Annotated in this window: 23 protein-coding genes and 1 tRNA gene; 8 read left to right on the top strand and 16 right to left on the bottom strand. The window is 64.9% G+C overall.

The window, feature by feature from the left end; genetic code table 11:
• Positions 1 to 19: 19 nt before the first annotated feature.
• The 10 genes from VMT65_RS07540 to VMT65_RS07495 form a co-directional block, all read right to left on the bottom strand.
• Positions 20 to 478, bottom strand: coding sequence for a hypothetical protein (locus tag VMT65_RS07540; protein WP_326307223.1), 459 nt, complete (start codon positions 476 to 478; stop codon positions 20 to 22).
• Positions 475 to 1,419, bottom strand: coding sequence for a helix-turn-helix domain-containing protein (locus tag VMT65_RS07535; protein ID WP_326307222.1), 945 nt, complete (start codon positions 1,417 to 1,419; stop codon positions 475 to 477). Before VMT65_RS07535 ends, VMT65_RS07540 begins: the two co-directional genes overlap by 4 nt.
• A complete protein-coding gene (locus VMT65_RS07530) occupies positions 1,416 to 2,279 on the bottom strand; it encodes a hypothetical protein (RefSeq protein WP_326307221.1) in 864 nt (287 codons plus the stop codon). The genes VMT65_RS07535 and VMT65_RS07530 overlap by 4 nt, the downstream gene beginning before the upstream one ends.
• A gap of 2 nt (positions 2,280 to 2,281) precedes the next feature.
• Positions 2,282 to 2,920, bottom strand: a complete 639-nt coding sequence (locus VMT65_RS07525; protein WP_326307220.1) for a hypothetical protein — start codon at positions 2,918 to 2,920, stop codon at positions 2,282 to 2,284.
• Positions 2,917 to 3,093 (bottom strand): hypothetical protein, encoded by a 177-nt coding sequence (locus VMT65_RS07520; RefSeq protein ID WP_326307219.1) that lies wholly within the window; start codon positions 3,091 to 3,093, stop codon positions 2,917 to 2,919. The genes VMT65_RS07525 and VMT65_RS07520 overlap by 4 nt, the downstream gene beginning before the upstream one ends.
• Positions 3,090 to 5,168: a hypothetical protein gene (locus VMT65_RS07515; RefSeq protein WP_326307218.1), complete on the bottom strand. Its 2,079-nt coding sequence runs from the start codon at positions 5,166 to 5,168 to the stop codon at positions 3,090 to 3,092. Before VMT65_RS07515 ends, VMT65_RS07520 begins: the two co-directional genes overlap by 4 nt.
• A complete protein-coding gene (locus tag VMT65_RS07510) occupies positions 5,168 to 5,344 on the bottom strand; it encodes a hypothetical protein (RefSeq protein ID WP_326307217.1) in 177 nt (58 codons plus the stop codon). Before VMT65_RS07510 ends, VMT65_RS07515 begins: the two co-directional genes overlap by 1 nt.
• Before the next feature lies 1 nt (position 5,345).
• Positions 5,346 to 6,101 carry a hypothetical protein gene (locus tag VMT65_RS07505; RefSeq protein ID WP_326307216.1) on the bottom strand — a complete coding sequence of 252 codons (756 nt, stop codon included), beginning with the start codon at positions 6,099 to 6,101 and terminating at the stop codon, positions 5,346 to 5,348.
• On the bottom strand, positions 6,094 to 6,339 hold the full coding sequence (locus VMT65_RS07500; RefSeq protein ID WP_326307215.1) for a hypothetical protein: 246 nt from the start codon (positions 6,337 to 6,339) through the stop codon (positions 6,094 to 6,096). Before VMT65_RS07500 ends, VMT65_RS07505 begins: the two co-directional genes overlap by 8 nt.
• 160 nt (positions 6,340 to 6,499) lie before the next feature.
• Positions 6,500 to 6,727, bottom strand: a complete 228-nt coding sequence (locus VMT65_RS07495) for a helix-turn-helix domain-containing protein (RefSeq protein WP_326307214.1) — start codon at positions 6,725 to 6,727, stop codon at positions 6,500 to 6,502.
• Positions 6,728 to 6,854: 127 nt separating this feature from the next.
• Here VMT65_RS07495 and VMT65_RS07490 point away from each other — a divergent pair, with 127 nt between their 5' ends.
• The gene (locus VMT65_RS07490) at positions 6,855 to 7,592 is read left to right on the top strand and encodes a 2'-5' RNA ligase family protein (RefSeq protein WP_326307213.1); all 738 of its coding nucleotides are present in this window, start codon (positions 6,855 to 6,857) and stop codon (positions 7,590 to 7,592) included.
• Here VMT65_RS07490 and VMT65_RS07485 read toward each other — a convergent pair.
• Entirely contained in the window at positions 7,589 to 8,887 is a 1,299-nt protein-coding gene (locus tag VMT65_RS07485; RefSeq protein WP_326307212.1) for a hypothetical protein, read from the bottom strand. The two genes, VMT65_RS07490 and VMT65_RS07485, sit on opposite strands and share 4 nt — an antisense overlap.
• 172 nt (positions 8,888 to 9,059) lie before the next feature.
• Between VMT65_RS07485 and VMT65_RS07480 the strand changes: the two genes are divergently transcribed.
• Positions 9,060 to 10,160 (top strand): tyrosine-type recombinase/integrase, encoded by a 1,101-nt coding sequence (locus tag VMT65_RS07480; protein ID WP_326307211.1) that lies wholly within the window; start codon positions 9,060 to 9,062, stop codon positions 10,158 to 10,160.
• A 30-nt stretch (positions 10,161 to 10,190) separates the two neighbouring features.
• Here the strand turns inward: VMT65_RS07480 and VMT65_RS07475 are convergent, their stop codons facing one another.
• The 5 genes from VMT65_RS07475 to VMT65_RS07455 all read right to left on the bottom strand — a co-directional run bounded on the left by VMT65_RS07475 (position 10,191) and on the right by VMT65_RS07455 (position 12,904).
• The gene (locus VMT65_RS07475) at positions 10,191 to 10,802 is read right to left on the bottom strand and encodes an AlbA family DNA-binding domain-containing protein (protein ID WP_326307210.1); all 612 of its coding nucleotides are present in this window, start codon (positions 10,800 to 10,802) and stop codon (positions 10,191 to 10,193) included.
• 234 nt (positions 10,803 to 11,036) lie between these two features.
• Positions 11,037 to 11,108 (bottom strand) — tRNA-Val (locus tag VMT65_RS07470).
• A gap of 62 nt (positions 11,109 to 11,170) precedes the next feature.
• A complete protein-coding gene (locus tag VMT65_RS07465; protein ID WP_326307209.1) occupies positions 11,171 to 11,635 on the bottom strand; it encodes a peroxiredoxin in 465 nt (154 codons plus the stop codon).
• 151 nt (positions 11,636 to 11,786) lie between these two features.
• Positions 11,787 to 12,209 carry a DUF3052 domain-containing protein gene (locus VMT65_RS07460; protein WP_326307475.1) on the bottom strand — a complete coding sequence of 141 codons (423 nt, stop codon included), beginning with the start codon at positions 12,207 to 12,209 and terminating at the stop codon, positions 11,787 to 11,789.
• Between the two features lie 137 nt (positions 12,210 to 12,346).
• On the bottom strand, positions 12,347 to 12,904 hold the full coding sequence (locus VMT65_RS07455; protein WP_326307208.1) for a hypothetical protein: 558 nt from the start codon (positions 12,902 to 12,904) through the stop codon (positions 12,347 to 12,349).
• Positions 12,905 to 13,109: 205 nt separating this feature from the next.
• Here VMT65_RS07455 and aceE point away from each other — a divergent pair, with 205 nt between their 5' ends.
• The 6 genes from aceE (at position 13,110) to VMT65_RS07425 (ending at position 21,658) form a co-directional block, all read left to right on the top strand.
• Positions 13,110 to 16,010, top strand: a complete 2,901-nt coding sequence (gene aceE / locus VMT65_RS07450; RefSeq protein ID WP_326307207.1) for a pyruvate dehydrogenase (acetyl-transferring), homodimeric type — start codon at positions 13,110 to 13,112, stop codon at positions 16,008 to 16,010.
• Positions 16,011 to 16,055: 45 nt separating this feature from the next.
• Positions 16,056 to 17,357 carry a PucR family transcriptional regulator gene (locus VMT65_RS07445; protein ID WP_442790020.1) on the top strand — a complete coding sequence of 434 codons (1,302 nt, stop codon included), beginning with the start codon at positions 16,056 to 16,058 and terminating at the stop codon, positions 17,355 to 17,357.
• A gap of 128 nt (positions 17,358 to 17,485) precedes the next feature.
• Positions 17,486 to 18,400, top strand: a complete 915-nt coding sequence (locus VMT65_RS07440; protein WP_326307205.1) for an ACP S-malonyltransferase — start codon at positions 17,486 to 17,488, stop codon at positions 18,398 to 18,400.
• A gap of 98 nt (positions 18,401 to 18,498) precedes the next feature.
• Positions 18,499 to 18,804, top strand: coding sequence for a meromycolate extension acyl carrier protein AcpM (acpM, locus tag VMT65_RS07435; protein ID WP_326307204.1), 306 nt, complete (start codon positions 18,499 to 18,501; stop codon positions 18,802 to 18,804).
• 11 nt (positions 18,805 to 18,815) lie between these two features.
• Entirely contained in the window at positions 18,816 to 20,066 is a 1,251-nt protein-coding gene (locus tag VMT65_RS07430; RefSeq protein ID WP_326307203.1) for a KasA/KasB family beta-ketoacyl-ACP synthase, read from the top strand.
• A gap of 161 nt (positions 20,067 to 20,227) precedes the next feature.
• The gene (locus VMT65_RS07425; RefSeq protein ID WP_326307202.1) at positions 20,228 to 21,658 is read left to right on the top strand and encodes an acyl-CoA carboxylase subunit beta; all 1,431 of its coding nucleotides are present in this window, start codon (positions 20,228 to 20,230) and stop codon (positions 21,656 to 21,658) included.
• The last annotated feature ends 58 nt before the right edge of the window (positions 21,659 to 21,716 follow it).

The following is a 21,716-nucleotide window of genomic DNA, read 5'->3' as shown; positions in this document are numbered from 1 at the left end:
TCCTTTCTCGATGGGTTGATCAGGCGATGGTCGGCACCGAGGCGACCTCGGCACGGTCTCGATCACGGGCGGCCCGCCATGCTCGCCAGCGGGCACGTAGGGGCCGTGAATGGGCGAAGCAGAAGCGTGAGGTGGCGTGGAATCCGGCGGTGCCGAGATCGCGGGCGGTGTGGGCGGTGATGCTCCAGTCCGGGCGGCCCAGGCTGATCCACGCCCCGTAGCCGATCCAGCCCGCCAGCCACACCAGCACCGGGGCCACCGCCGCAGCGGGGGCTCCCGAGCCTGCGGTCACCCACATCAATGGCACTGTGATCGCGACGGCGGCCCCGACCGCGCGGGCGCCGCGAATCCGCCGCCATGCCCGCGTCTTCCAGCTCGGGCGGACCAGTTCGGCGAGTTTGATGCCCGAGGACTCCATGAGCATTTGCAGCTCGCCGTCCCAATCGATGCCCTTGCCACCGTTGTTGTTGGTGTTCATGCCGGTACTCCTTCGTGGTTGTCGTGATGGTTGGTTTCGACCGCGGTCAGCCAGTTCGGCGTGAACGGGTCGGAGCTGTCCGCAGTGACCGGGGTGGCCGCTGAGGTGGCCGCGGTCGTGTCCGCCTGGCCGCTGGTGTCCTCGGCGGTGTCCGTGCCCTGGGACAGGTAGCGGCGGACGGTGCGTTTGCTGACCGCGAGTTCGGTCGCGATACGGGCGTGAGTCCAGCCCTGGGCGTGCAACTCTTGTGCCCGCTGGCGACGGGTGGCCGTTTCGATGTCCTCCCCGCTGACCGCCTCCGGGATGACCGTGTCCGCCTGTCCGGACACCCTGGCCACCTCCCCTGCGACCGGGAGGACGGGCTCACCGAGAGCTTCGATCTGCGCCGCGAACGAAATTTCCTGCGGGACCGGATACGCCCGGGCCGTCACTGGTTCTCGGTGCGGTGCTGCGGGATTCGGTGCACTGCGACCGGCCGATTCGGTCGTGCCCTGTGGGGTCAGCGAGAGCAGTGCGAATCCGCACACCACCATCAGCCCGTCGAGGGTCAGTGGCCCGACCTCGGCGGCCGGATGCCCGTATCCCCAGGCCATCAGCACGTCTCGGACGTGGCTGTAGGAGATGACTGCTGATCCGATCGCGACCGTGCCCGCCCCGCCGAAGCGCGCCAGGCTCCAGCCGGGGCCGCGTCGCCAGGCCACTCGGGATAAGACCTCGATGCTCAGGACCAGCCCGATGGGCCAGATCGCGGACCCGAGCCGGGCGGCGATGGCGAGGACTACTCCGGTGGGCATGTGGACGGTCGGTAGGAAGGTGTGCAGGACGTTGGTGGCCACTGAGGTCAGCGATCCGAACACGAACCCGGTCCGGGCCACCGTCCGGCCGCCGATCCCGTCGAGCGTGGTGGCAGGTGTGCGGTCGGTGCCGCGCGGGCTGGTCATTTCGGCTCCGGGAAGGTCGCCACGGTCCATACCCCGCCCTTGGGTCCGGAGATCTTGGCCATTGCGCGGCCTTCGCGGAAGCCGTTCCACGCGGAGATGAAGTAGCCGATCATGTTGCGGTCGGGCACCCTTTGGCGGGTCTTGACAATCTGTTCCAACCGCGACCGCAACGCCCACACTGGCGAACCATCCGGTACCCCAACGGGTTTGAGGAGGCTATCGAAGAACACGTACGCACATTCCGGGTCGATCTGCGCGAGCCGGTAGGCGATGGCCAAGGCCACCGAGGGCGCGCATCCGGTGATGCGCCGGTACCCGCGGGCGGACAGTTCCCGCAGCATGTCGAAGCCGTCGGGGTTGGCCTTGGCCCAGGCCACCACGTCGCCGGTGGTGACGTCGGCGATTTTGTGGTCGATGAACAGCAGGCCCTCGTTCCAGCGGATCAGCACCCGCACGGCGGCGGCGAGGGTTTTGTCGGAGTCGATTCCGGCGATGGTGAGTTGTTCGAACGCTTGCCGTTTCATGCCCTGGTCCATGGTTTCCTGGGCTTCGGGCTCGAGTCCGAACACGATCAGCGCGGGTACCGGGACCGCCGGGTCGGCTTCCACGATCGCCGCGCATCGGTGCTGGCCGTCGCGCATGGTGCCGTGCCGATCGAATTTGATGGCCTCGCCATTGAACTGCCATTGGCCACCGTGCAGGACTCGCACGAGTTCGGCGACCTTCCCGGCGCGGAGGGTGCGGTTACCGATGTTGTGTTCGAGCAGCCGTAGCGCCAGGTAGCCGTCCAGTTCGGCGATGCCGGAATAGATTCCGGTGTACGGCGGGATCTCGACGAGGGGGATGTTTTCGAATTCCATTGCTACTCTCCAACACTCAAGTGGTCGATGACGCGCTGTAGGGCGTCGCGGGCGCGCAGCAGATCACCGAGGTTCATGGCCTCGATCTGGCGGGCGTTCTTGGCGAAGCGGTCATCACGGGTTTGTCGCTCCAGCGACTCGATCGCCTTGCGGGCATTCACCGCCGACGTCCAGAACGTCTCCGGCAACGGCTTGCGCGGCACCTTGCGGGCCTTGCCTTGTTCCCGCTCCGGCTGTGATCGCCGGGCCTGCGGTTCGGGGTAGACCTTGCCGTCCTTACCTAGAACCGGCTTGTCGCTGTGAGGTGCGAGATTTCTCGCACCTGCGAGGTCTTGGCGGACGGTGTGGTCACTGACTCCCGTGGCGGCGGCGATGGCGCGGGTGCTCATGCCGATTTCTCGCATCGAGGCCACGACCTCGGAGCGTTCCTCGCGGGGGATGCGGATGCGGGCACCGTCGAATTCGGTGGCGCAGTAGGCATCCCACGACTCGTAACCCAGCGCGGTCCAGGCCCGGATCACATACGCCTGCTTGATCAGCTCCCACGCTGTTTCGATGTTGGTTCGAATCCGGTCCGTCAACTCCCGCGCCGCTTCGGCGCTGACCACGACCGCGGCCGGGTCGGTGTGTTCGGTGGTCATCGTGTCCACCCCCTGTCCGCCCCGCTGTCCGGGGTGTCCTCGGTGGTGTCCACCCGACTGTCCGGGGCGGTCACACCGTCCGCGCTGGCCTGTCCGGGGCGGTCATTGTCGGTGTGGGAGTGGCCGTTCCAGGTGGCCACGTAGGCGGCCATGGGGCGCAGGTAGTCGGTCATGCGACCTCACCGCCCTCACCGTCGACACCGAAATCGGCGCGGCGCGCCCGCCCGGAATCCAGGTCCCGCACCGCCCGCAACGGCACCCGCGGGGTGGTGTTCGTGGCCCAGCGCTCCGGGTGCGGGTCCGCGGGCAAAGGCGTGATCTCGTCGAGGTCGACCGGGACCACATGTCCCCATTGGGCTTTCAGCGCGTGAACCCACACCACGTCGCCGCGTTCGAACTCGGTGAGCCGGTTCGGGTCGATGAAGAAGGTCTCCCGGTTGCCCAGGGTGCCCTCATCGCCGACCTTGCCACCCTTGGAATGCCGGGAGTTCTCGGTGATCGGGCGGGTACCGAACACCTCGCTGACCTTGCCCGCGCCCTCCTGCACCATCAGCAGGCCACCGGAGGGGCACCCTTCCATCAGACGGCGGCGCTCGTCGGGGGTGTTGCCAAGCCCGTATTGGTTCTGGGCGGCGAAGATCGCCACCACGCCCTGACCCAAAAGCCGCTCGGCGATAGTGAATTGATTGATGCCACCGGTCTTGTCCGAGACCGCCGACATCTCGTCGATGATCAAAATGATCTGCCGGTCATGCTCCCCGCACGCGAACTGCGAGATCAGGGTGGTGATCGCGGCGACCTGGGCTCGGGCGTACTCCCCTCGGACGGTGCCGGGCACGGTCGCATAGATGACATCAAAGGAATCCAGGGGTCGGCCGCCGTCGAATCCCTCGCCAATCGCGTTGAAGATGTTGCGGAACTTGCCCGCCACATCCCCGATCGCGGGCGGCTTGTTCTGCTGAAGATCCTTGATCTCGGCCAGAATCGCAGGATGGTCAACCCATGCCTTCTCCAGCCAATCCAGCGTTAGCCGTCGCAGGAAATCCTCTCGGCTGGTCGGCTTCCCGCACGGGGCCCCCACCGCCAGCTGCACAACCCGGATACGGTTCTGCTTGAAGTGCTCCGCGCCCGCATCGGTGGCCTGCACCGGGTTGATCATCGTTTCCAGCGTCGCGGTCTGATCGGCCTCGTCCATCGCCCACATGTCGAACCGATTCGTGATGGGCCACAACGCAATCCGCTGCGGCAACACCCCCTGCCGATGCGCGATCTTGACCACCTGACGGCCGGTCGCCAACCCCATCTTGCCGCCCTTACAGTCCACGAAGATCAGCAGCGGGCGTTTCTCCCCGGTCCGCACATACCGCCGCCAATACGCCTCGTACAAGCCCGTGCCATAGCGCACCAAAAGGGTTGTCTTGCCAGCCTTCTGGGACTTGCCCAGCACGAACATGTGCCCGAGATCCTCGATCGGGATCTCCAACTTCGCCGACCGCTTCGCCACCAACTCCGTGGTCGTGGTCGGCTGCGTCGCATCCGTACGCTCCGACAACGACCCGAGCACTACGCGGTTCTTCAACCAGCCCGTCACCAGCGGTGCACCGTACTTCGCCGCCCGCCGCGCCGCATGGGCCTGCCCCTGCTGCTGACGACGCAGCAGCCGCCGCGTCTTCCACGGCGAATCCACACCCTCGGTACCGGCCCGGGCCAGGAATCGCGCCCGATACACCGCGGCCACACCCCAGGCCATCGGCAGGCACCCGGCGGTCATCGCCACCAACGCCCCGGACCCGAGCCCGTCGTACACGAGTACCCGCGTGCCCTGCCACCACAGGGACGGGGCCGCGAACCAGGAATTCGCGACCAGCATCGCCCCAAGCGGCAGCACCAGTGTGCCGAGCGCGAAATTGCGGACCTGCCGGGCATCCCAGCGCCGCCAATGCGCGATCCGAATCATGGCCACCGCCAACGCGATCACGAACCCCACACCCAGCAGCAGCGTGCCGAGCCAGCCGAACACCTCAGCCACGCCGGGGATATGTAGGTGCCAGTCCGGGGCACGCCACCCGTTCGGCAGCGAGGAGTTCCCGAACCGATCCGGCGACGGAATCTGCGGCGCAACCGAATTCACCACGACATCCGAAGTCGGCGGCGGCTCGGGCACCGGAACAGTCGAGGTCGGCGTGGACGGGACCGTGGGAGTGGTGCCGCAGTCCTGCGGGGTGATCAGGGGGACGCATCCGTTCATCACTGCACCTCCCCTGCGGGCGGCTGCGGCTGATCGAGCAGGGCCTCCAGAGCAGTGCGGAGTTCGTCGGCGGACAGCATCCACAAGTCCAATGGCTTGGACTTTCCCCACGTCGCCTGTCCCGCGCAGAACAGCTCCAACCTGGCGGGATCGATGGAGAAGTCGAAGAGGTCCATGTCAGCGCACCCCCTTGCGCACCAAAGTGGCGTCGAGGTCATGAATTTCGAAGTTCGGAAGGTGATCGAGATTGCGCTGGTGCGCGATCCGAGTGGCGACACCCTTCACGGCCTTGCGGACACTGTCCCCGCGCACGAAGTACAAGACGCCGGCCAGATCGTTGCGCTCGGCGGCCTCCAGGGCAGCCGTCATGGTGCGCTGGAGACGGCCGTCGCCGAACTTGCGCGACAGCTCCACCTCGATCGCCCACACCTTGTCCGGATCGGTGAAGTCCCGGAACCAGGCATCATGAATATGGACATCGGGGCGGCCGGTATCGGTCTTCAGCCAACGCCGCAACAACCGCTCACTCGTCCACGCCTGCGGGTTAGTTTCCAAGCCGGTCAGCGCCAGCCGCAATTCCGTGACCGCAGTCAGATGCGCCGCCGTCGACGCCTTCGGCTCCCACTCACCAGGGTCGAATTCCAAATAGCCCCAAGCGATTTCCCGGGTCGGGTAGATCCATAACGGACCGTGAGGCACTACGTCGGGCTCATCGAAGGTCTTGGAGTTCCGCCACGGGCCCGACGACCCGTAGTCCACCCGCAGCACATGCGCACGGCCGGTCTTCTTCAACCGCTTCGCGACCTTGTACGCAGCCTTCGCTCCGCGACCAGCCGCCTTGATCAAGGTGTCGAACGACATCCCGTACTGCTGGCAGCTGAACTCCTCAATCAAGGTCTCCCACGGCTGCAACCGAATATCCGGATCACTCATGGCTCACCGCCTCACGCGGGCAGTCCTTCGGCCACACCGCCACCTGCTGCGTCCCCGGCGCAGGGCAGGTCACTACCGTCGACGGCAAGGCTTCGCGGGTGCCGAACAGCAGCACGCCCAGATACAGGCCCGACGCGAACACCAGACCCAGCACGAGCAACACCGCCAGCGCCATCGGGGAAATCGGCACGGCCGCCCGGTCACGGTCGCGGTAGCCGAACATCAGGTAGTCGTTCATCGCCGACCACCCCGCCGACGACAGTCGAACGGACCTCGATAGGTCCAGACAACACCCGCAGCGCCAAGAATGAAGATCGCGACCAGGAGGAACACGGCCACCTGGGGAACGAGGATCCCGATCGCTAGCACGATCCCGATCAGCAGGAACGAAGTGCGGATCATGCCGCACCACCAGGGAAGTTCGCCTCAACGGGCTTCGCGACCGCTAGCAGCTCGTTGCGTTCCACGCGCAGGAGTCGCGGCCCCATCCGGTATGCGGTGAGGTGTCCGCCGTCGATCCAGCGTCGAATCGTCTTGATGTCGACCTGGGCGAACGCTGCGGCGTCTCGCAGGCTCATCAACTGGCTGCTCGGGACTCGGGTGTCCGGAGTTCGTCTCTGTGTCATGAATGTGCCTCCTTGATCTGGCATGGCGTGAAATGCCTTGCCAGATCAGGAAACTCGCGATTGAAGAACGCAAACACGGCACATCGAAGGGCACATCTCGGCTCGACGGCACAAGTAGTCTGTGCAGGTGGCGGACGAACAGAGCTCAGAACCGATGATCAGAGACGCAAGATCGGGGACGTTCCCCCCGGCGCTTCCGGCGTCGCTGTCGGACCGTAGGTCCATCTGCGAGAACGATTGGGAAGCATTTCGAAAAGTCCCGCAGATGATTGATCATTGGGGACGTCGCGACTGGCCCGCCGATCACGAAACGTACTTCTGGTACCTGACGTTTCGCGATCCAGAACTGATCCAGCTAGCGCGACATTGCAATGACACACTCAACCTTAATGATGTGGACTTTGTGCCGCTCGACGGACTACACATCACCATGCTGCGAATCGCAGATCTGGACGAAGTCAAACCCGAGGACGTTGAGGCCATAGCAGATATCGCCAAGCCCAAATTGAACGAATTTGAGCCCTTCAGCCTAGAGGTCGGTCCGCTGGCGGGCTCCCGCGGCGCTATTCGCTTCACTGTGTCGCCGTGGACTGAACTGTTCAATCTGCATCAGATAGTTCGCAAGTCGACACGGCAAATTCTTCCCTCGATTCCCCTTGCAACTACCGAGAACTTCCGCCCGCACCTCGGCATCGGATACAGCAATCGGAAGCAGGATGCCAAACCGATTATCGATCAGATAAGCACAATCCGCGACTTGAAAACCGCTACGGTACAAGTTGATTCGATTAAGATCGTTAAGCTCCGTCGAGAGTCACAAGCATATCGATGGAATGATGCGGCAACCCTGGAACTTGGACGCTAGCTAGCTTTCGCTGGTGCCGAAAACTCCCTGACACGGTCCGACCAGTCACGAAGCACCATGTGATAATCCCGCACCTCGGATGCATCAAACGACTGCGTGGCGGCTCCAAATTCATGCGCACGCTGCCACACAGATCGTATCGGCCGCTCTTCGGAGAACGTCAGCGCCTCAGAGCCCAGGAACACTGCCTGCTCGACGTCCGGGCTGGATGACTTCACCAAGGCGGTGGCAATATCTAGCCTGACCAACGACCGGCTCCACACCGAATCAGACTCATCCACGAGCGATTCCACCTGATGCCCGTATTCGAGAGTCTTCTGGTAATCCCCCGCCGATAGGTAAGCCGTCGCAGCGTTAGCCGCAAACCGCGCATGGCTGTACGGCTCGAATGACAGCGCTGGCGTCAATCCATCTGGTATCGCCAAGGTCTCAGCGAGAGTGTTCGCCCGGTCGATTGCCGCATGGACTCCGTTGAGATCACCAACCTTGCCCAGTGCGCGCGCTAACCCGTTGGACAGCAGGCGAATTGCTTGCGGGCTCTCGGGCGCATAGCGCAACCCTTCTTCAGCCAAGGCAACCGCCATACCGTACTTGCCCATGTAGTACGCACAGAAACTCTCGGTCCCCTTGATCCAAGCCTGTAATTCAAAGTCATCGATCAGACTGGCCACAACCAAGGCCTCCTTGGCGTACATACGCGCATGAGGGAACCGACCACGATTTACAGCCATATAGCTCAGCATCCCCGAGAGCTGGGCCGCTAGACGATACAGACGTTCAAGCTGCTTCGGATGCTGCTTCTGTCGCGTGAGTTCGTCTATCCTGCGGCGAAGCGAAATCACTGCCGGGGAGAGCTTTTGCGGACCTTCAACCTCGTAGCGATCGACAATATCTTCGAGCGCGAAATCGACGATATCCAACACAGAGTCATCGACATCGATCTCCCCAAGGCGCTGAAGCCTTTCGGATATCGAGAGCGGATCTTCAAATGACTCCACGATCGCTAGCGTGGGCTTTTGGTCCAGCTTGATGTCCGGGTAGCCGATGTCCGCAGGCTTCAGATCTCGGCCTACCAATTCGCTCAGGACCTTCAGCATCACAGCACACTGGCGCACCATGGGCTGTCCAGTTGTGCCGTCCCTCCACTTCTGGACGATCGTGTGCGAAGTCTTCACAGGCTTGCCACCGTCGCGGAGGCTGGCCTCCTGCATCCGGTTCGCAAGCCCGTGGTTCTTGATGCCCGCCTCCTCCATGACAGCCATCAGCTTCCGGTTCGGTCGCGTGACTTCCGCCATTGATGGAACACCTCGATCCCCACCGCGAATTGGTCCTTCAAGTCAGTATACGGGCTCAAATGTCCACTGAGGCACCGTTTTTCACGCCCGAGCTGGACATCTTCGGACGATAATGACGAATGAAGTCCGGCTCTGAATTGCCAGCGATCGAGCGTCCAAAAGGGGGCCTGACATGGGATGGGCTGAGAAGCTTCCGAGCGGAAGATACCGCGGCGTCTACCGAGACGAGAACGGCAACAAGCGAAGTGCGGGCATTTACACGAACAAAGATGTCGCCAGGCGGAAGGCCACGGCGAAGGAGGATCGCGAGCGCGAGAACCCGTCGCATCCAGTACCGGCCACCACCTGGATGGAGTGGCGACCTCGCTGGGCGCTGCTGCGCACGGCTGAAGAGGGCACACAGAAGATCGATAACCACCGGATCGACAAGCACTTGGCACCGAAGTGGAATCCGTGGCTTCTGACTGAGATCCATCAACCTGATGTCCAAGAGTGGGTTGTCGAGCTGAGCAAGACCCTGGCGCCGACGAGCGTCGAGAAGTGCTATCGCCTCCTCAGTAGCTCGATGAAGGCCGCCCGCAAGGCCAAGCTGATCACCGAAACCCCCTGCGTTGATATCGATTTGCCGAAGCCTGGCCCATCCCCAGAGCGTCACCTCGAGGACGAAGAAGTTGCGGCACTTCGCGACCCTCTCGAACCCTTCGATCAGTTGATCCTCGATGTGCTGCTCGGTACGGGTATGCGCATGGGTGAGGCTCAGGGACTCCACCGCGAACACATCGACATCAAACGTAAGACGATCTCCATTGAGTGGGCCTGGGACAAGGCCACGAAGCGGATGAAGGCTCCAAAGGACCACGAGCGGCGCGTAATCCCCATCGGCGAGAGCCTGACCAAGATTCTCGCCGCTACGATCAAGAAGAACGGGCTTGGCGAGCCAGCCCCCGTCCGCTACGTGGACGACGGTCGAACGGTCCGAAGCGGCTTGCTGCTGGCGCACACCGACAATCGCCCCTTCGACCAAGACAACTTCAGGGATCGGTTCCAGGCCGCCGCACGAGTCGCCTGGGTCGGCGAAGGCGACGACCGACGGCGACTGGGAAAGGTCCGACCCAACGATCTCCGTCACACGTATGCAAGCCGCCTCGTGCGCGCCAAGGTCCCACTGGATCAAGTTCAGGTGCTACTGGGCCATGCCTCCGTGCGTACTACTCAGCGGTACGCCAGGTTCGGTGATAGTCAGTGGGCCGATGTTCGACGCACTCTCGGCTAGCCCAAGTTCGGACCACCCTCGGTTAGCCAGCTACTCCGTCCAGTCGGTCCAATGGCAGCGGTTGCACTCGATCCTGTAGTACACAGAGTCTGGTTCGTTGTGCGAGCTTCGCGTGAAGTCCCGCTCGCCGCAGTCTGGGCAGAACCCGATTCCAAATATTGGGTCCGGATCATCCTTCAGGTGTTTCTGATAGGCGCGTGCCAGCTGCCGGTAGTCGACCCGAACTAGATGTGTCGCAGCTCCTGAGCGCTGCCATCGGCAGTCAAATGCAAGGTATGGGCCGCCAAGATGGACCTCGGGAAGCACCTGCGCGACCATCAGATCCGGCGAGGAGAACGTCCAAATGACCGGAAGAAGAGGCTCCCCTGTTGTCATCGAGACAGTGACGGCCTTGATACTTCCTGACAGCTGCGCCGACGTCTCGCGACCTAGATGGAATCCTGGATGGAGGTTGCCGTTATCCCTCACTCCAAAAATGACCACACCACCTTGCGACTGACTGCCGAACGCAGCCAGTGTCTTGATGGCCGCTCGGGTGGTCGTGGTGCTGGCCGATTCTTTGAACTCGACCGTTTGCCCTTCACCCCGACCAATCCACTCAAGAACCTGATCTCGTTCCATGAACTCGTCGCCCTTCTTCACCGAGTGGTGGGCAGGTACTTCAGCGGTAGGTGCATGCCCAACGAACTACCAGTTCATCGCCAAGTTGCTTGGTTCTGTGACGTGAGAGCACCTGACGTCACCTATAGCGCTAGACGAGCGTTTCACCAGCTAGCGATCACAGAGCTATTCCCAACTGCCCCACGTTTGCCCCACGAATTCACCCATGGGGCAAAAGAAACCGGCAGATACCGTGTGGTACCTGCCGGTTTGGAGTGGGCGCACGCGGGATCGAACCGCGGACCGCTGGTGTGTAAAACCAGTGCTCTACCCCTGAGCTATACGCCCCAACCGGCCGACTGGGGCCGGGGTTGGATGTCGCCGGTGGACCGGGGAGTCCGGGCGACGGGTTATGAATCTAGTGTGGCTAGCGCTTTTTCCCAAGCCTGCTGGTCACGGGGCTCGCCGGGGCCGTTCATTTCCGAGAAGCGGATGATGCCGTCCTTGTCTATGACGAAGGTGCCGCGGTTGGGGTAGCCGGATTTTTCGTTGAAGACGCCGTAGGACTGGGCTACCGCGCCGTGGGGCCAGAAGTCGGAGAGGAGGGGGAAGGTGTAGCCCTGTTCGGCTGCCCAGATCTTGTGGGTGGGAGGGGGACCGACCGAGATGGCGAGGATTTCGGCGTTGTCGTTCTGGAACTTGGGGAGTTCGTCGCGGACCTTGCAGAGTTCGCCCTGGCAGATGCCGGTGAAGGCCAAGGGGTAGAAGACGATCAGGACGTTCTTCTCGCCACGGAAGCTCGACAGCGTGACGTCCTGGTTGTTCTGGTCCTTCAATGTGAAGTCCGGTGCGACCGTACCGACCTCGAGCGGCATACCTACCCCTCCATCCTCCGGCGCAGCGCCGGGCTCGACCAAGAGCAGCGCCGGACTCGCAAACGAGAGCCCAGCACCGAGCGACCCGTGGTGGAGGCGCGAGGCATCCACCCATGCCACTCGGTTCGAGCTGAAACCTTAGTGGAGGGTCTCAGCGCTGCTTGGAGGGCGTCTTGGGCTGGGTGAGCTTGGTGCCCGTCCAGGTGCCCAGGGAGACCGGTGTGGTCGAGGTGAGACCGGCGGGCGTGGCCGATTCGGCGATTTCGCTCGGGTCCACGTGGCCGGGCTGACCGGTTTTCGGAGTCAGGACCCAGACGATGCCGTCGTCGGCGAGCGGGGACACCACGTCCATCAGCTCGTCGACGAGATCCCCGTCCCCATCCCGCCACCACAGCAGTACGACATCGACGACCTCGTCGGTGTCCTCGTCAAGCAACTCGGACCCGATCGTTTCCTCGATACCCGCACGCAGGTCGTCGTCGGTATCTTCGTCCCAGCCCAGTTCTTGAACCACCATGCCGTGTGCAATGCCAAGCTTCTGAGCGTAGTTCTGCGCGTCCGCCGCGGCGACCACGGTGGTGTCCTCCTCAACTCCCGACAATAGGTAGTTGCAAGCGAACATGGTAAAAGCCCTCAGCGCAAGCCGATCGGCCGAAATCGCACCCTAAATGTCGTATGTGAGACCCGAGGGGCCACTCGGACACGGCGGGTTCACTTGGTCGGGCACGCGTTTCGGACCGCTGTCAGAGCGTCGTTGACCTTCTTGCTCGCGTCGTTGAGCGGCGCGACGGACGACCCCGCGGACATCTTCCGAATCTCCGCGGCCAACGCGCGCGCCGCGGTCACGTAATCGGTGAACTTGCCCGCCAGATCCGCGGGCAGGGCCGGGCCGGAGGCGCTCACCTGAGCCTCGATCGCCTTGGCCGCGTCCTCGAGCGCGCTCGCCGCGGCATCGCGCTTGGCGTTCTGGTCGGCGGCGCTCGCGTCGTGGGCGTCCACGAACTCGTTGTAGCGGTCGACCGCGGTGCCGGTGTTCTTGCGGAACGGATCGCAGTTGTCGGCAGTGGCTTTCGCGATGGCCGCCGCGGCCTTGGACGAGCTGGCCGCCGCCGAGGACGAGGCCACATCGGCCTTGTACGCCGTCACCTGGGCTTGATCCACGGTCGGGGTACCCTCGACCGTGTTGGCACATCCGGCCAGAACCAATCCCGCGGCCACGGCCGCGGATGCGCACACCAATCCGAACCCCCGGGGGTTCAGCAGCTTCACTTGGTTCCTCCCCGATCACAGCCCGGCGGTTCCCTGCGCAACCGTACTGGATTTCCGGCTGACATGATGACCTGGGCCGCATCATCGGCAAGGATGTGAGATGCGCCCCAGACCAATCGTTACGGGTATGCCGCCGACCAGCGGATATCCGGGGTATTGACGCCACACCAGATGTCCCACCCCATGTGTACGAGGAGCAAACGTCTTGACCGACTTGATGCACCCGACTTCGTCGAATTCCGCCAACGGTTCCCAGGAGCCGAACGCCGGATCGGCACGCAAAAGCCCGGCGGGGGGCCGGGTTCGAGTGATTCGCGAGGGGGTGGCGTCATACCTGCCGGACATCGACCCGGAAGAGACCAGCGAATGGCTCGACTCCTTCGACGAGATGCTCACCCGCGAGGGCCCCGGCCGCGCCCGCTACCTCATGCTGCGCCTGTTGGAGCGCGCCGGTGAGCGCCACGTCGCCATCCCCGCGCTGACCTCCACCGACTACGTCAACACCATCCCCACCGAGAACGAGCCGTGGTTCCCCGGCGACGAAGAGGTGGAGCGCCGCTTCCGCGCCTACATCCGCTGGAACGCCGCGGTCATGGTGCACCGCGCCCAGCGCCCCGGAATCGGTGTGGGCGGCCACATTTCGACCTACGCGTCCTCGGCGGCGCTCTACGAGGTCGGCTTCAACCACTTCTTCCGCGGCAAGGACCACCCGGGCGGCGGCGACCAGATCTTCATCCAGGGCCACGCCTCCCCCGGCGTCTACGCCCGCGCCTATCTCGAGGGCCGCCTCACCACCGATCAGCTCGACGGCTTCCGCCAGGAGTACAGCCACGGCGGCCCGGGTCACGGCCTGTCGTCCTACCCGCACCCGCGCCTGATGCCCGACTTCTGGGAATTCCCCACGGTCTCCATGGGTTTGGGCCCGATGAACGCCATCTACCAGGCCCGCTTCAACCACTACCTGCACGACCGCGGTCTCAAAGACACCTCGGATCAGCATGTTTGGGCCTTCCTCGGCGACGGCGAGATGGACGAGCCGGAGTCGCGCGGCCTGATCCAGGTGGCCGCCAACGAGGGCCTGGACAACCTGACCTTCGTCATCAACTGCAACCTGCAGCGCCTCGACGGCCCGGTTCGCGGCAACGGCAAGATCATTCAGGAGCTGGAGTCGTTCTTCCGCGGCGCGGGCTGGAACGTCATCAAGGTGGTGTGGGGCCGCGAATGGGACGCCCTGCTGCAGGCCGACCGCGACGGCGCGCTGGTGAACCTGATGAACACCACCCCCGACGGCGACTACCAGACCTACAAGGCCAATGATGGCGCGTACGTGCGCGAGCACTTCTTCGGCCGCGATCCGCGCACCAAGGAGTTGGTCAAGGGCCTGTCGGACTCCGACATCTGGAACCTCAAGCGCGGCGGCCACGACTACCGCAAGATCTACGCCGCCTACGCCGCGGCCATGGCGCACAAGGGCCAGCCGACGGTCATTCTCGCCAAGACCATCAAGGGCTACGGCCTGGGCAAGCACTTCGAGGCCCGCAACGCCACGCACCAGATGAAGAAGATGACCCTCGACGATCTGAAGGCGTTCCGCGACGTGCAGCGCATTCCGATCACCGATGCCGAGCTCGAGGCGAATCCGTATCTGCCGCCGTACTACCACCCCGGCCAGGACGCCCCGGAGATCCAGTACATGCTGGATCGCCGCAAGCAACTGGGCGGCTACCTGCCCGAGCGGCGCACGATGGCGAAGCCGCTGCCGCTGCCCGGAGACGAGGCCTACCGCAGCGTCCGCAAGGGTTCGGGCAAGCAGCCGGTGGCCACCACCATGGCCTTCGTGCGCCTGATGAAGGAGCTGTTGCGCGACAAGGAGATCGGCAAGCGCATCGTCCCGATCATTCCCGACGAGGCCCGCACCTTCGGCATGGACTCGTGGTTCCCGTCGTTGAAGATCTACAACCGCAACGGCCAGCTCTACACCTCGGTCGACGCGGAACTGATGCTCGCCTACAAGGAGTCGAGTGTCGGCCAGATCCTGCACGAGGGCATCAACGAGGCCGGATCGACCTCCAGCTTCACCGCGGTCGGCACCTCCTACGCCACCCACGGCGAGCCGATGATCCCGCTCTACATCTTTTATTCGATGTTCGGCTTCCAGCGCACCGGCGACGGCCTGTGGGCCGCGGCCGACCAGATGGCCCGCGGCTTCGTGCTCGGCGCGACCGCCGGCCGCACCACGCTGACCGGTGAGGGCCTGCAGCACAACGACGGTCACTCGCTGCTGCTGGCGTCCACCAACCCGGCGTGCGTCGCCTACGACCCGGCCTTCTCCTTCGAGATCGCCCACATCGTGCGCGACGGCATGCGCCGCATGTACGGCGGCGGGCTGGCCAGCGGTTTCCAGGAGGCGCTGCCCGGCACCGATCCCGAATCGCATTCGCAGCACCACGAATTCGGCGGCGAGGACATCTTCTACTACATCACCCTCTACAACGAGCCGTACGTGCAGCCGGCCGAGCCGGAGGGCCTGGACGTGCAGGGTCTGCTCAAGGGCATCTATCTCTACAAGCCCGGCGCCGCGGGCGACCTGCGCGCCAACATCCTGGTCGCGGGCGTCACCATGCCCGACGGTCTGCGCGCGCAGGAGATGCTGGCCAACGAGTGGAACGTGCAGGCCGACGTCTACTCGGTCACCTCGTGGGGCGAGCTGCGCAAGGAGGCCCTGGCCAAGGAGATCGCCAAACTCCGCCACCCGGACCAGGATCCGGGCCTGCCCTACATCACCGAGGTGCTGTCGCGGGCCCAGGGCCCGTTCGTCGCCGCGTCCGACTGGATGCGCGCGGTGCCGGACCAGATCCGCCAGTGGGTGCCGGGCGAGTACATCACCCTGGGCACCGACGGTTTCGGTTTCTCCGACACCCGTCCGGCCGCGCGCCGCGTGTTCAATGTGGATGCCGCGTCCATCGTGGTCGCGGCGCTGCAGGGACTGGCCGCCCAGGGCAAGATCGCGCCCGCGACGGCCGCCGAGGCGGCCCGCCGCTACGCCATCGACGATGTGAACGCCGCGCCGAAGGCGGCACCCGGTACCGAAGGCGGGGACGCGTAGCCCACCATAAATACCGTGGAACGTAAACCGCCGAGGCCGCGCCGGATCAATGAAGAGGGCACCTCTTCGCACGAGGTCTATCTCCCGACCGGCGCGCTCTCCCCGAATCGGCAGACGCGCGACCCGCTTCCGGACACCCTCCTGAAACGGGTCAAGCAGTTCTCCGGTCGCCTGTCGACCGAGGCCGTGGCCTCGATGCAGGATCGGTTGCCGTTCTTCGCCAATCTGGACGCCGCCCAGCGGGCCGGGGTGCAGATGCTGGTGCAGACGGCGGTGGTGAACTTCCTGGAATGGCTGCAGGACCCGGAGTCGGACATCCGATTCAGTCTCGATGCCTTCCAAGTGATTCCGGACGATCTGGCGCGGCGGCTCACGCTGCGCCAGACCGTCGACATGGTCCGGGTGGCCATGGAGTTCTTCGAGCAGTGGCTACCGGCGTTGGCGCGCAACGATCGTCAGCTGGTGGCCCTCACCGAGGCGGTGCTGCGCTACGGGCGCGAGCTAGGTTTCGCTGCCGCCTCGGTGTACGCCTCGGCCGCCGAGTCGCGCGGCGCCTGGGACACCCGATTGGAGGCCCTCGTCGTCGACGCCGTGGTGCGCGGCGACACCGGTCCCGAGATGCTCTCGCGCGCGGCCACTCTCAATTGGGATGCCACCGCGCCCGCCACCGTGCTTGTGGGAACGCCCCCCAAGGATCAGGTGGCCGTTGTCAGTTCCGTACATAGTGTCGCCGGTCGGCACAACCGAAACGCGCTCGCCGTGGTGCAGGGTTCGCGGCTCGTCATGGTAGTCAGTGGACATCTCGGCGACCCGTTGTATCCCTCGCAGTTCCTGGCCGACCTGCTTGCCGAGGCCTTCTCCGAGGGCCCGGTGGTGATCGGTCCGACCATGCGCACGCTGTCGGCCGCGCACGTCAGCTCGGTGGAGGCGATGGCGGGGATGGAGGCCGTGGTGGGCTGGCGTGGCGCGCCGCGCCCGGTGCACGCCTCCGAGCTCCTACCCGAGCGCGCGCTGCTGGGCGACCGGGCCGCGGTGGAGGCCCTGAACGAGCATCTCGTGCTACCGTTGGCCGCCGCCAGCGCCGATTTGTCCGACACCCTGGACGCCTATCTGGACTGCGGTGGAGCCGTCGAGACCTGCGCCCGTCAGCTGTTCGTTCATCCAAATACGGTGCGCTATCGGCTCAAGCGAATCGCCGACATCACGGGCCGGGATCCCATGAATCCGCGCGATGCGTATGTGTTACGTATCGCGGCCACAGTAGGTCGGCTGACTCGAACTCGTAACGAATCGCCCACTCCTGCCACTGATGTGACTCCTGTCACAGACCCTGCCGAGGGCGTGTAACAAGATTCGAGGATCGGGCGATCCGGGCAACCCACTTGGTCTTTTGTGGACTCCTCACAAAAGAGCCAAGCAAGCTTCATTCGCGCCGACATCTCGTGAGAGTGCAGTCACAGTGTTTTCTTAGACCCGTGATCGCATTGCTCGCCCCTGGACAGGGCTCTCAGACACCCGGCATGCTCACCCCTTGGCTCGAACTTCCCGGCGCCGCGGATCGCGTCGCGCTGTGGTCGAAGGCCGCGGGGGTGGACCTGCTGCGTTTGGGTACGACTGCGACCGCGGAAGAGATCGTGGACACGGCTGTCACCCAGCCGCTCGTCGTCGCGGCCGCTCTGCTTGCTTTTGCCGAAATCCCGCAGGACTCGCTGTCCGCGGATACCATCGTCGCCGGACACTCGGTCGGCGAATTCGCCGCCGCTGCCGTCGCCGGAGTCATCTCCGCCGATGACGCGGTGGCCCTGGCCGCCATCCGCGGAGCGGAGATGGCCAAAGCTTGCGCCCTCGAGCCGACCGGTATGTCCGCGGTGCTCGGTGGTGACGAAGCGGAGGTGCTCGCCCGCCTCGAGGAACTCGGACTCGCTCCGGCCAACCGCAATGCGGTGGGTCAGATCGTGGCAGCGGGTAAGCTCGAGGCGCTCGAAGCCCTTGCCGCAAACCCACCCGAAAAGGCCCGCATCCGGTCCCTGCCGGTCGCTGGCGCCTTCCATACCGCGTTCATGGCACCCGCCCAGGACGCCGTTGCGGAGGCCATCGCCAAGATCGCGCCCAACGCGCCGGTCCGGACCCTGCTGTCGAACTTCGACGGTCGGCCGGTCGAGTCCGGTCAGGATGCGATCGACAAGCTCGCTGCCCAGGTCACGCGCCCCGTGCGCTGGGACCTGTGCACCGAAACGATCCGTACGGCAGGGGTTTCCGCGGTGGCAGAGTTGCCGCCCGCGGGCACCCTGGTCGGCATCGCCAAGCGGGAGCTCAAGGGCACCCCGAACCTGGCGTTGAAGACCCCGGCGGATCTCCCCGCGCTCGCCGAACTCACCGCGGCAAGCTAGCTTGGCTCGCGGCCCGCTTCCTCAACGGCGAGGGAGCAATCTGGCCGCAAACTGAAAAACCCAACCCCTCCACCAGTAACAAGAAGGGAGCCACCACAGTGGCCGCTCTGACCCAGGAACAGATCGTCGAAGAGCTCGGCAAGATCATCGAAGAGGTGACCGGTATCGAGCCCTCCGAGGTCACCATCGAGAAGTCCTTCGTCGACGACCTGGACATCGACTCGCTGTCGATGGTCGAGATCGCCGTCCAGACCGAGGACAAGTACGGCGTCAAGATCCCCGACGAGGACCTGGCGAGCCTGAAGACCGTCGGCGACGCGGTGGCGTACATCCAGAAGCTCGAGGCCGAGAACTCCGAGGCGGCCGCCGAGCTGAAGGCCAAGTTCGGCGCCGAGGGCGAGTAGGAACCGACACCGTGACCACTCCTTCCACCTTGAACGGGAACTTTCCCAACGTCGTCGTAACGAGCATGGCGGCGACCACGTCGATCGCCGGTGACGTCGATGCGACGTGGAAGGGCCTCCTCAATGGCGAGAGCGGCATCGACACTCTCGAGGACGACTTCATTGCGGAGTACGACCTTCCAGTTCGAATCGGCGGCCACCTGAAGGTGTCGCCGGACACGCTGCTCGATCGGGTCGAGATCCGTCGCATGGCGTACGTCGAGCGTCTGGCGACCGTGCTCGGTCGCGAGGTGTGGAAGAACGCTGGCTCGCCCGAGGTTGACCCGCTTCGGCTGGGTGTGGCCATCGGCACCGGTCTCGGCGGCGGCGACGCACTGATCGATTCGGTGGACAAGCTGAAGAACGGTGGCTATCGCAAGATTTCGCCGCTGGCCGTTCAGATGGTCATGCCGAACGGTCCGTCCGCCGTCGTCGGTCTCGAACTCAAAGCCCGCGCTGGCGTGATCACCCCCGTCTCGGCGTGTTCGTCGGGTTCGGAGGCCATCGCCAACGCGTGGCGCATGATCGTCATGGGTGACGCCGACATGGTCGTGACCGGTGGTGTCGAGGGCTTCATCGACTCGGTGCCGATCGCCGCGTTCTCCATGATGCGGGCCATGTCGACCCGTAATGACGATCCGAAGGCGGCCTCGCGCCCCTTCGACAAGGACCGCGACGGCTTCGTCTTCGGCGAAGCGGGCGCGCTCATGGTCATCGAGACCGAGGAGCACGCCAAGGCGCGCGGCGCCACCATCCACGCCCGTCTCATGGGCGCGGGTATCACCTCCGACGGGTTCCACCTGGTGGCTCCCGATCCGGAGGGCAGCGGTGCGGCTCGCGCCATGCAGCGCGCGATGCAGACCGCCGGGTTGTCCCCCAAGGACGTCACCCACGTCAACGCTCACGCGACCGCCACCCCGATCGGTGACACCGCGGAAGCGAACGCGATTCACAAGGCTGGCGTGCAGCACGCCTCGGTGTACGCGCCCAAGTCGGCCCTGGGCCACTCGATCGGTGCCGTCGGCGCCCTCGAGTCGGTGCTCACGGTGCTCAGCATTCGCGACGGGGTCGTCCCGCCGACGCTGAACCTCGAGAACCAGGATCCGGCGATCGATCTCGATATCGTGCATGGCACCGCACGCCATCAGGACATCGAGTACGCGATCAACAACTCCTTCGGTTTCGGTGGGCACAATGTCGCGCTCGCCTTCGGCCGGTACTGACGGCGCACTCAGAAGAACCGCGCACTTCTAGAACCGGTCAGTAAGACAAGCGGTCCCGGCAGGGGATCTCGGGTCGAGATCCCAGACCCGTTCCCCTGCCGGGATTTTCGACATTTCGCAGCCGCTTCGGCGACCGCGTTTCCTTCAGAGGAGAGTTTGCGATGACCATCATGGCTCCCGCACACGCGGATACCACGACCGATCCGCGCGACCCGCTGGGTCGGTTGCAGCGGTTCTTCGATCCCGGAACCGTGCTGCCGCTGCACCCGCGCGACAAGTCCGGTGTGCTCGCCGCCATTGGTGAGATCGACGGTGTGCGCACCGTCGCCTACTGCTCCGATGCGACCGTGATGGGCGGCGCCATGGGCGTCGAGGGTTGCAAGCACATTGTCGATGCGATCGATACCGCCATCGAGTCCCAGATTCCCGTTGTCGGCCTGTGGCATTCGGGTGGCGCGCGACTGGCCGAGGGCGTCGAGGCGCTGCACGCGGTCGGGCTGGTCTTCGAGGCCATGGTTCGCGCGTCCGGCCAGGTCCCCCAGATTTCGGTGGTGCTCGGCTTCGCCGCCGGTGGCGCCGCCTACGGTCCGGCGCTGACCGACATCGTGATCATGGCCCCCGAGGGCCGGGTCTTCGTCACCGGTCCGGACATCGTGAAGACGGTGACCGGCGAGAGCGTCGACATGGAGACCCTCGGCGGGCCGATCACCCACGGCAAGAAGTCCGGCGTCTGCCATATCGTGGCCGATGACGAGCAGGATGCCATGCACCGCGCGCGCCGGCTGGTCTCGATGTTCGCCGAGCAGGGCGAATTCGATCTGGCCGCGGCCGCGCACGGCGATGTGGACCTCAAGGCCATGATGCCGGAGTCGGCCAAGCGCGCCTACGACGTGAAGCCGATCATTCACGAGCTGCTCGACAATGTCGACGGCGAAAGCACTTTCGAGGAACTGCAGGGCGGGTACGCGCGCTCGATGGTGGTCGGTCTGGGCCGTCTCGGCGGTCGCACCGTCGGTGTGCTGGCCAACAACCCGATTCGCCTGGGCGGCTGCCTCAACTCCGAAAGCGCCGAAAAGGCTTCGCGTTTCGTGCGCCTGTGCAATGCCTTCGGCATTCCGCTGATCGTCGTCACCGACGTGCCGGGCTACCTGCCGGGCGTCTCGCAGGAGTTCGAGGGCGTGGTGCGGCGCGGCGCGAAGCTGCTGCACGCCTTCGCCGAGGCCCGCGTCCCCCGCGTCACGCTGGTGACCCGCAAGATCTACGGCGGCGCCTACATCGCCATGAACGCCCGCTCCCTCGGCGCCACAGCGGTTTACGCGTGGCCGGGTTCGGAGGTCGCGGTCATGGGCGCGAAGGCCGCGGTCGGCATCCTGCACAAGAAGGCACTCGCGGCCGCCCCGGAGGAGGAGCGCGAGGCCATGCTCGAGCGGCTGACCGAGGAGCACGAGCGCATTGCCGGCGGCGTCGAGCGCGCCATGGCGATCGGGGTCGTGGATCAGGTCGTCGATCCGGCCAAGACCCGCTCCACCATCGCGGCGGCGCTCGCGGCGGCCCCGGCTCGGCCGCAGCACAACAAGAACATTCCGCTGTAGTCTCTTCGACACGGCACCGGCGGGCGGTCTCTTCGGAGGCCGCCCGCTCGCGTAGGTG

The sequence above is a fragment of the Nocardia sp. CDC153 genome, from assembly GCF_035818515.1.
Lineage (GTDB): Bacteria > Actinomycetota > Actinomycetes > Mycobacteriales > Mycobacteriaceae > Nocardia.
This window is presented reverse-complemented; position numbering and strand designations above follow the sequence as displayed.

What these genes read in the sequence shown, in the direction of transcription:
- VMT65_RS07510 (WP_326307217.1), bottom strand. Translation starts at nt 5,344, where the DNA reads ATGGACCTCTTCGACTTCTCCATCGATCCCGCCAGGTTGGAGCTGTTC.
- VMT65_RS07500 (WP_326307215.1), bottom strand. Translation starts at nt 6,339, where the DNA reads ATGAACGACTACCTGATGTTCGGCTACCGCGACCGTGACCGGGCGGCC.
- VMT65_RS07535 (WP_326307222.1), bottom strand. Translation starts at nt 1,419, where the DNA reads ATGACCAGCCCGCGCGGCACCGACCGCACACCTGCCACCACGCTCGAC.
- VMT65_RS07485 (WP_326307212.1), bottom strand. Translation starts at nt 8,887, where the DNA reads ATGGCGGAAGTCACGCGACCGAACCGGAAGCTGATGGCTGTCATGGAG.
- VMT65_RS07520 (WP_326307219.1), bottom strand. Translation starts at nt 3,093, where the DNA reads ATGACCGACTACCTGCGCCCCATGGCCGCCTACGTGGCCACCTGGAAC.
- VMT65_RS07495 (WP_326307214.1), bottom strand. Translation starts at nt 6,727, where the DNA reads ATGACACAGAGACGAACTCCGGACACCCGAGTCCCGAGCAGCCAGTTG.
- VMT65_RS07425 (WP_326307202.1), top strand. Translation starts at nt 20,228, where the DNA reads ATGACCATCATGGCTCCCGCACACGCGGATACCACGACCGATCCGCGC.
- VMT65_RS07525 (WP_326307220.1), bottom strand. Translation starts at nt 2,920, where the DNA reads ATGACCACCGAACACACCGACCCGGCCGCGGTCGTGGTCAGCGCCGAA.
- VMT65_RS07505 (WP_326307216.1), bottom strand. Translation starts at nt 6,101, where the DNA reads ATGAGTGATCCGGATATTCGGTTGCAGCCGTGGGAGACCTTGATTGAG.
- VMT65_RS07480 (WP_326307211.1), top strand. Translation starts at nt 9,060, where the DNA reads ATGGGATGGGCTGAGAAGCTTCCGAGCGGAAGATACCGCGGCGTCTAC.
- VMT65_RS07530 (WP_326307221.1), bottom strand. Translation starts at nt 2,279, where the DNA reads ATGGAATTCGAAAACATCCCCCTCGTCGAGATCCCGCCGTACACCGGA.
- VMT65_RS07515 (WP_326307218.1), bottom strand. Translation starts at nt 5,168, where the DNA reads ATGAACGGATGCGTCCCCCTGATCACCCCGCAGGACTGCGGCACCACT.
- VMT65_RS07465 (WP_326307209.1), bottom strand. Translation starts at nt 11,635, where the DNA reads ATGCCGCTCGAGGTCGGTACGGTCGCACCGGACTTCACATTGAAGGAC.
- VMT65_RS07540 (WP_326307223.1), bottom strand. Translation starts at nt 478, where the DNA reads ATGAACACCAACAACAACGGTGGCAAGGGCATCGATTGGGACGGCGAG.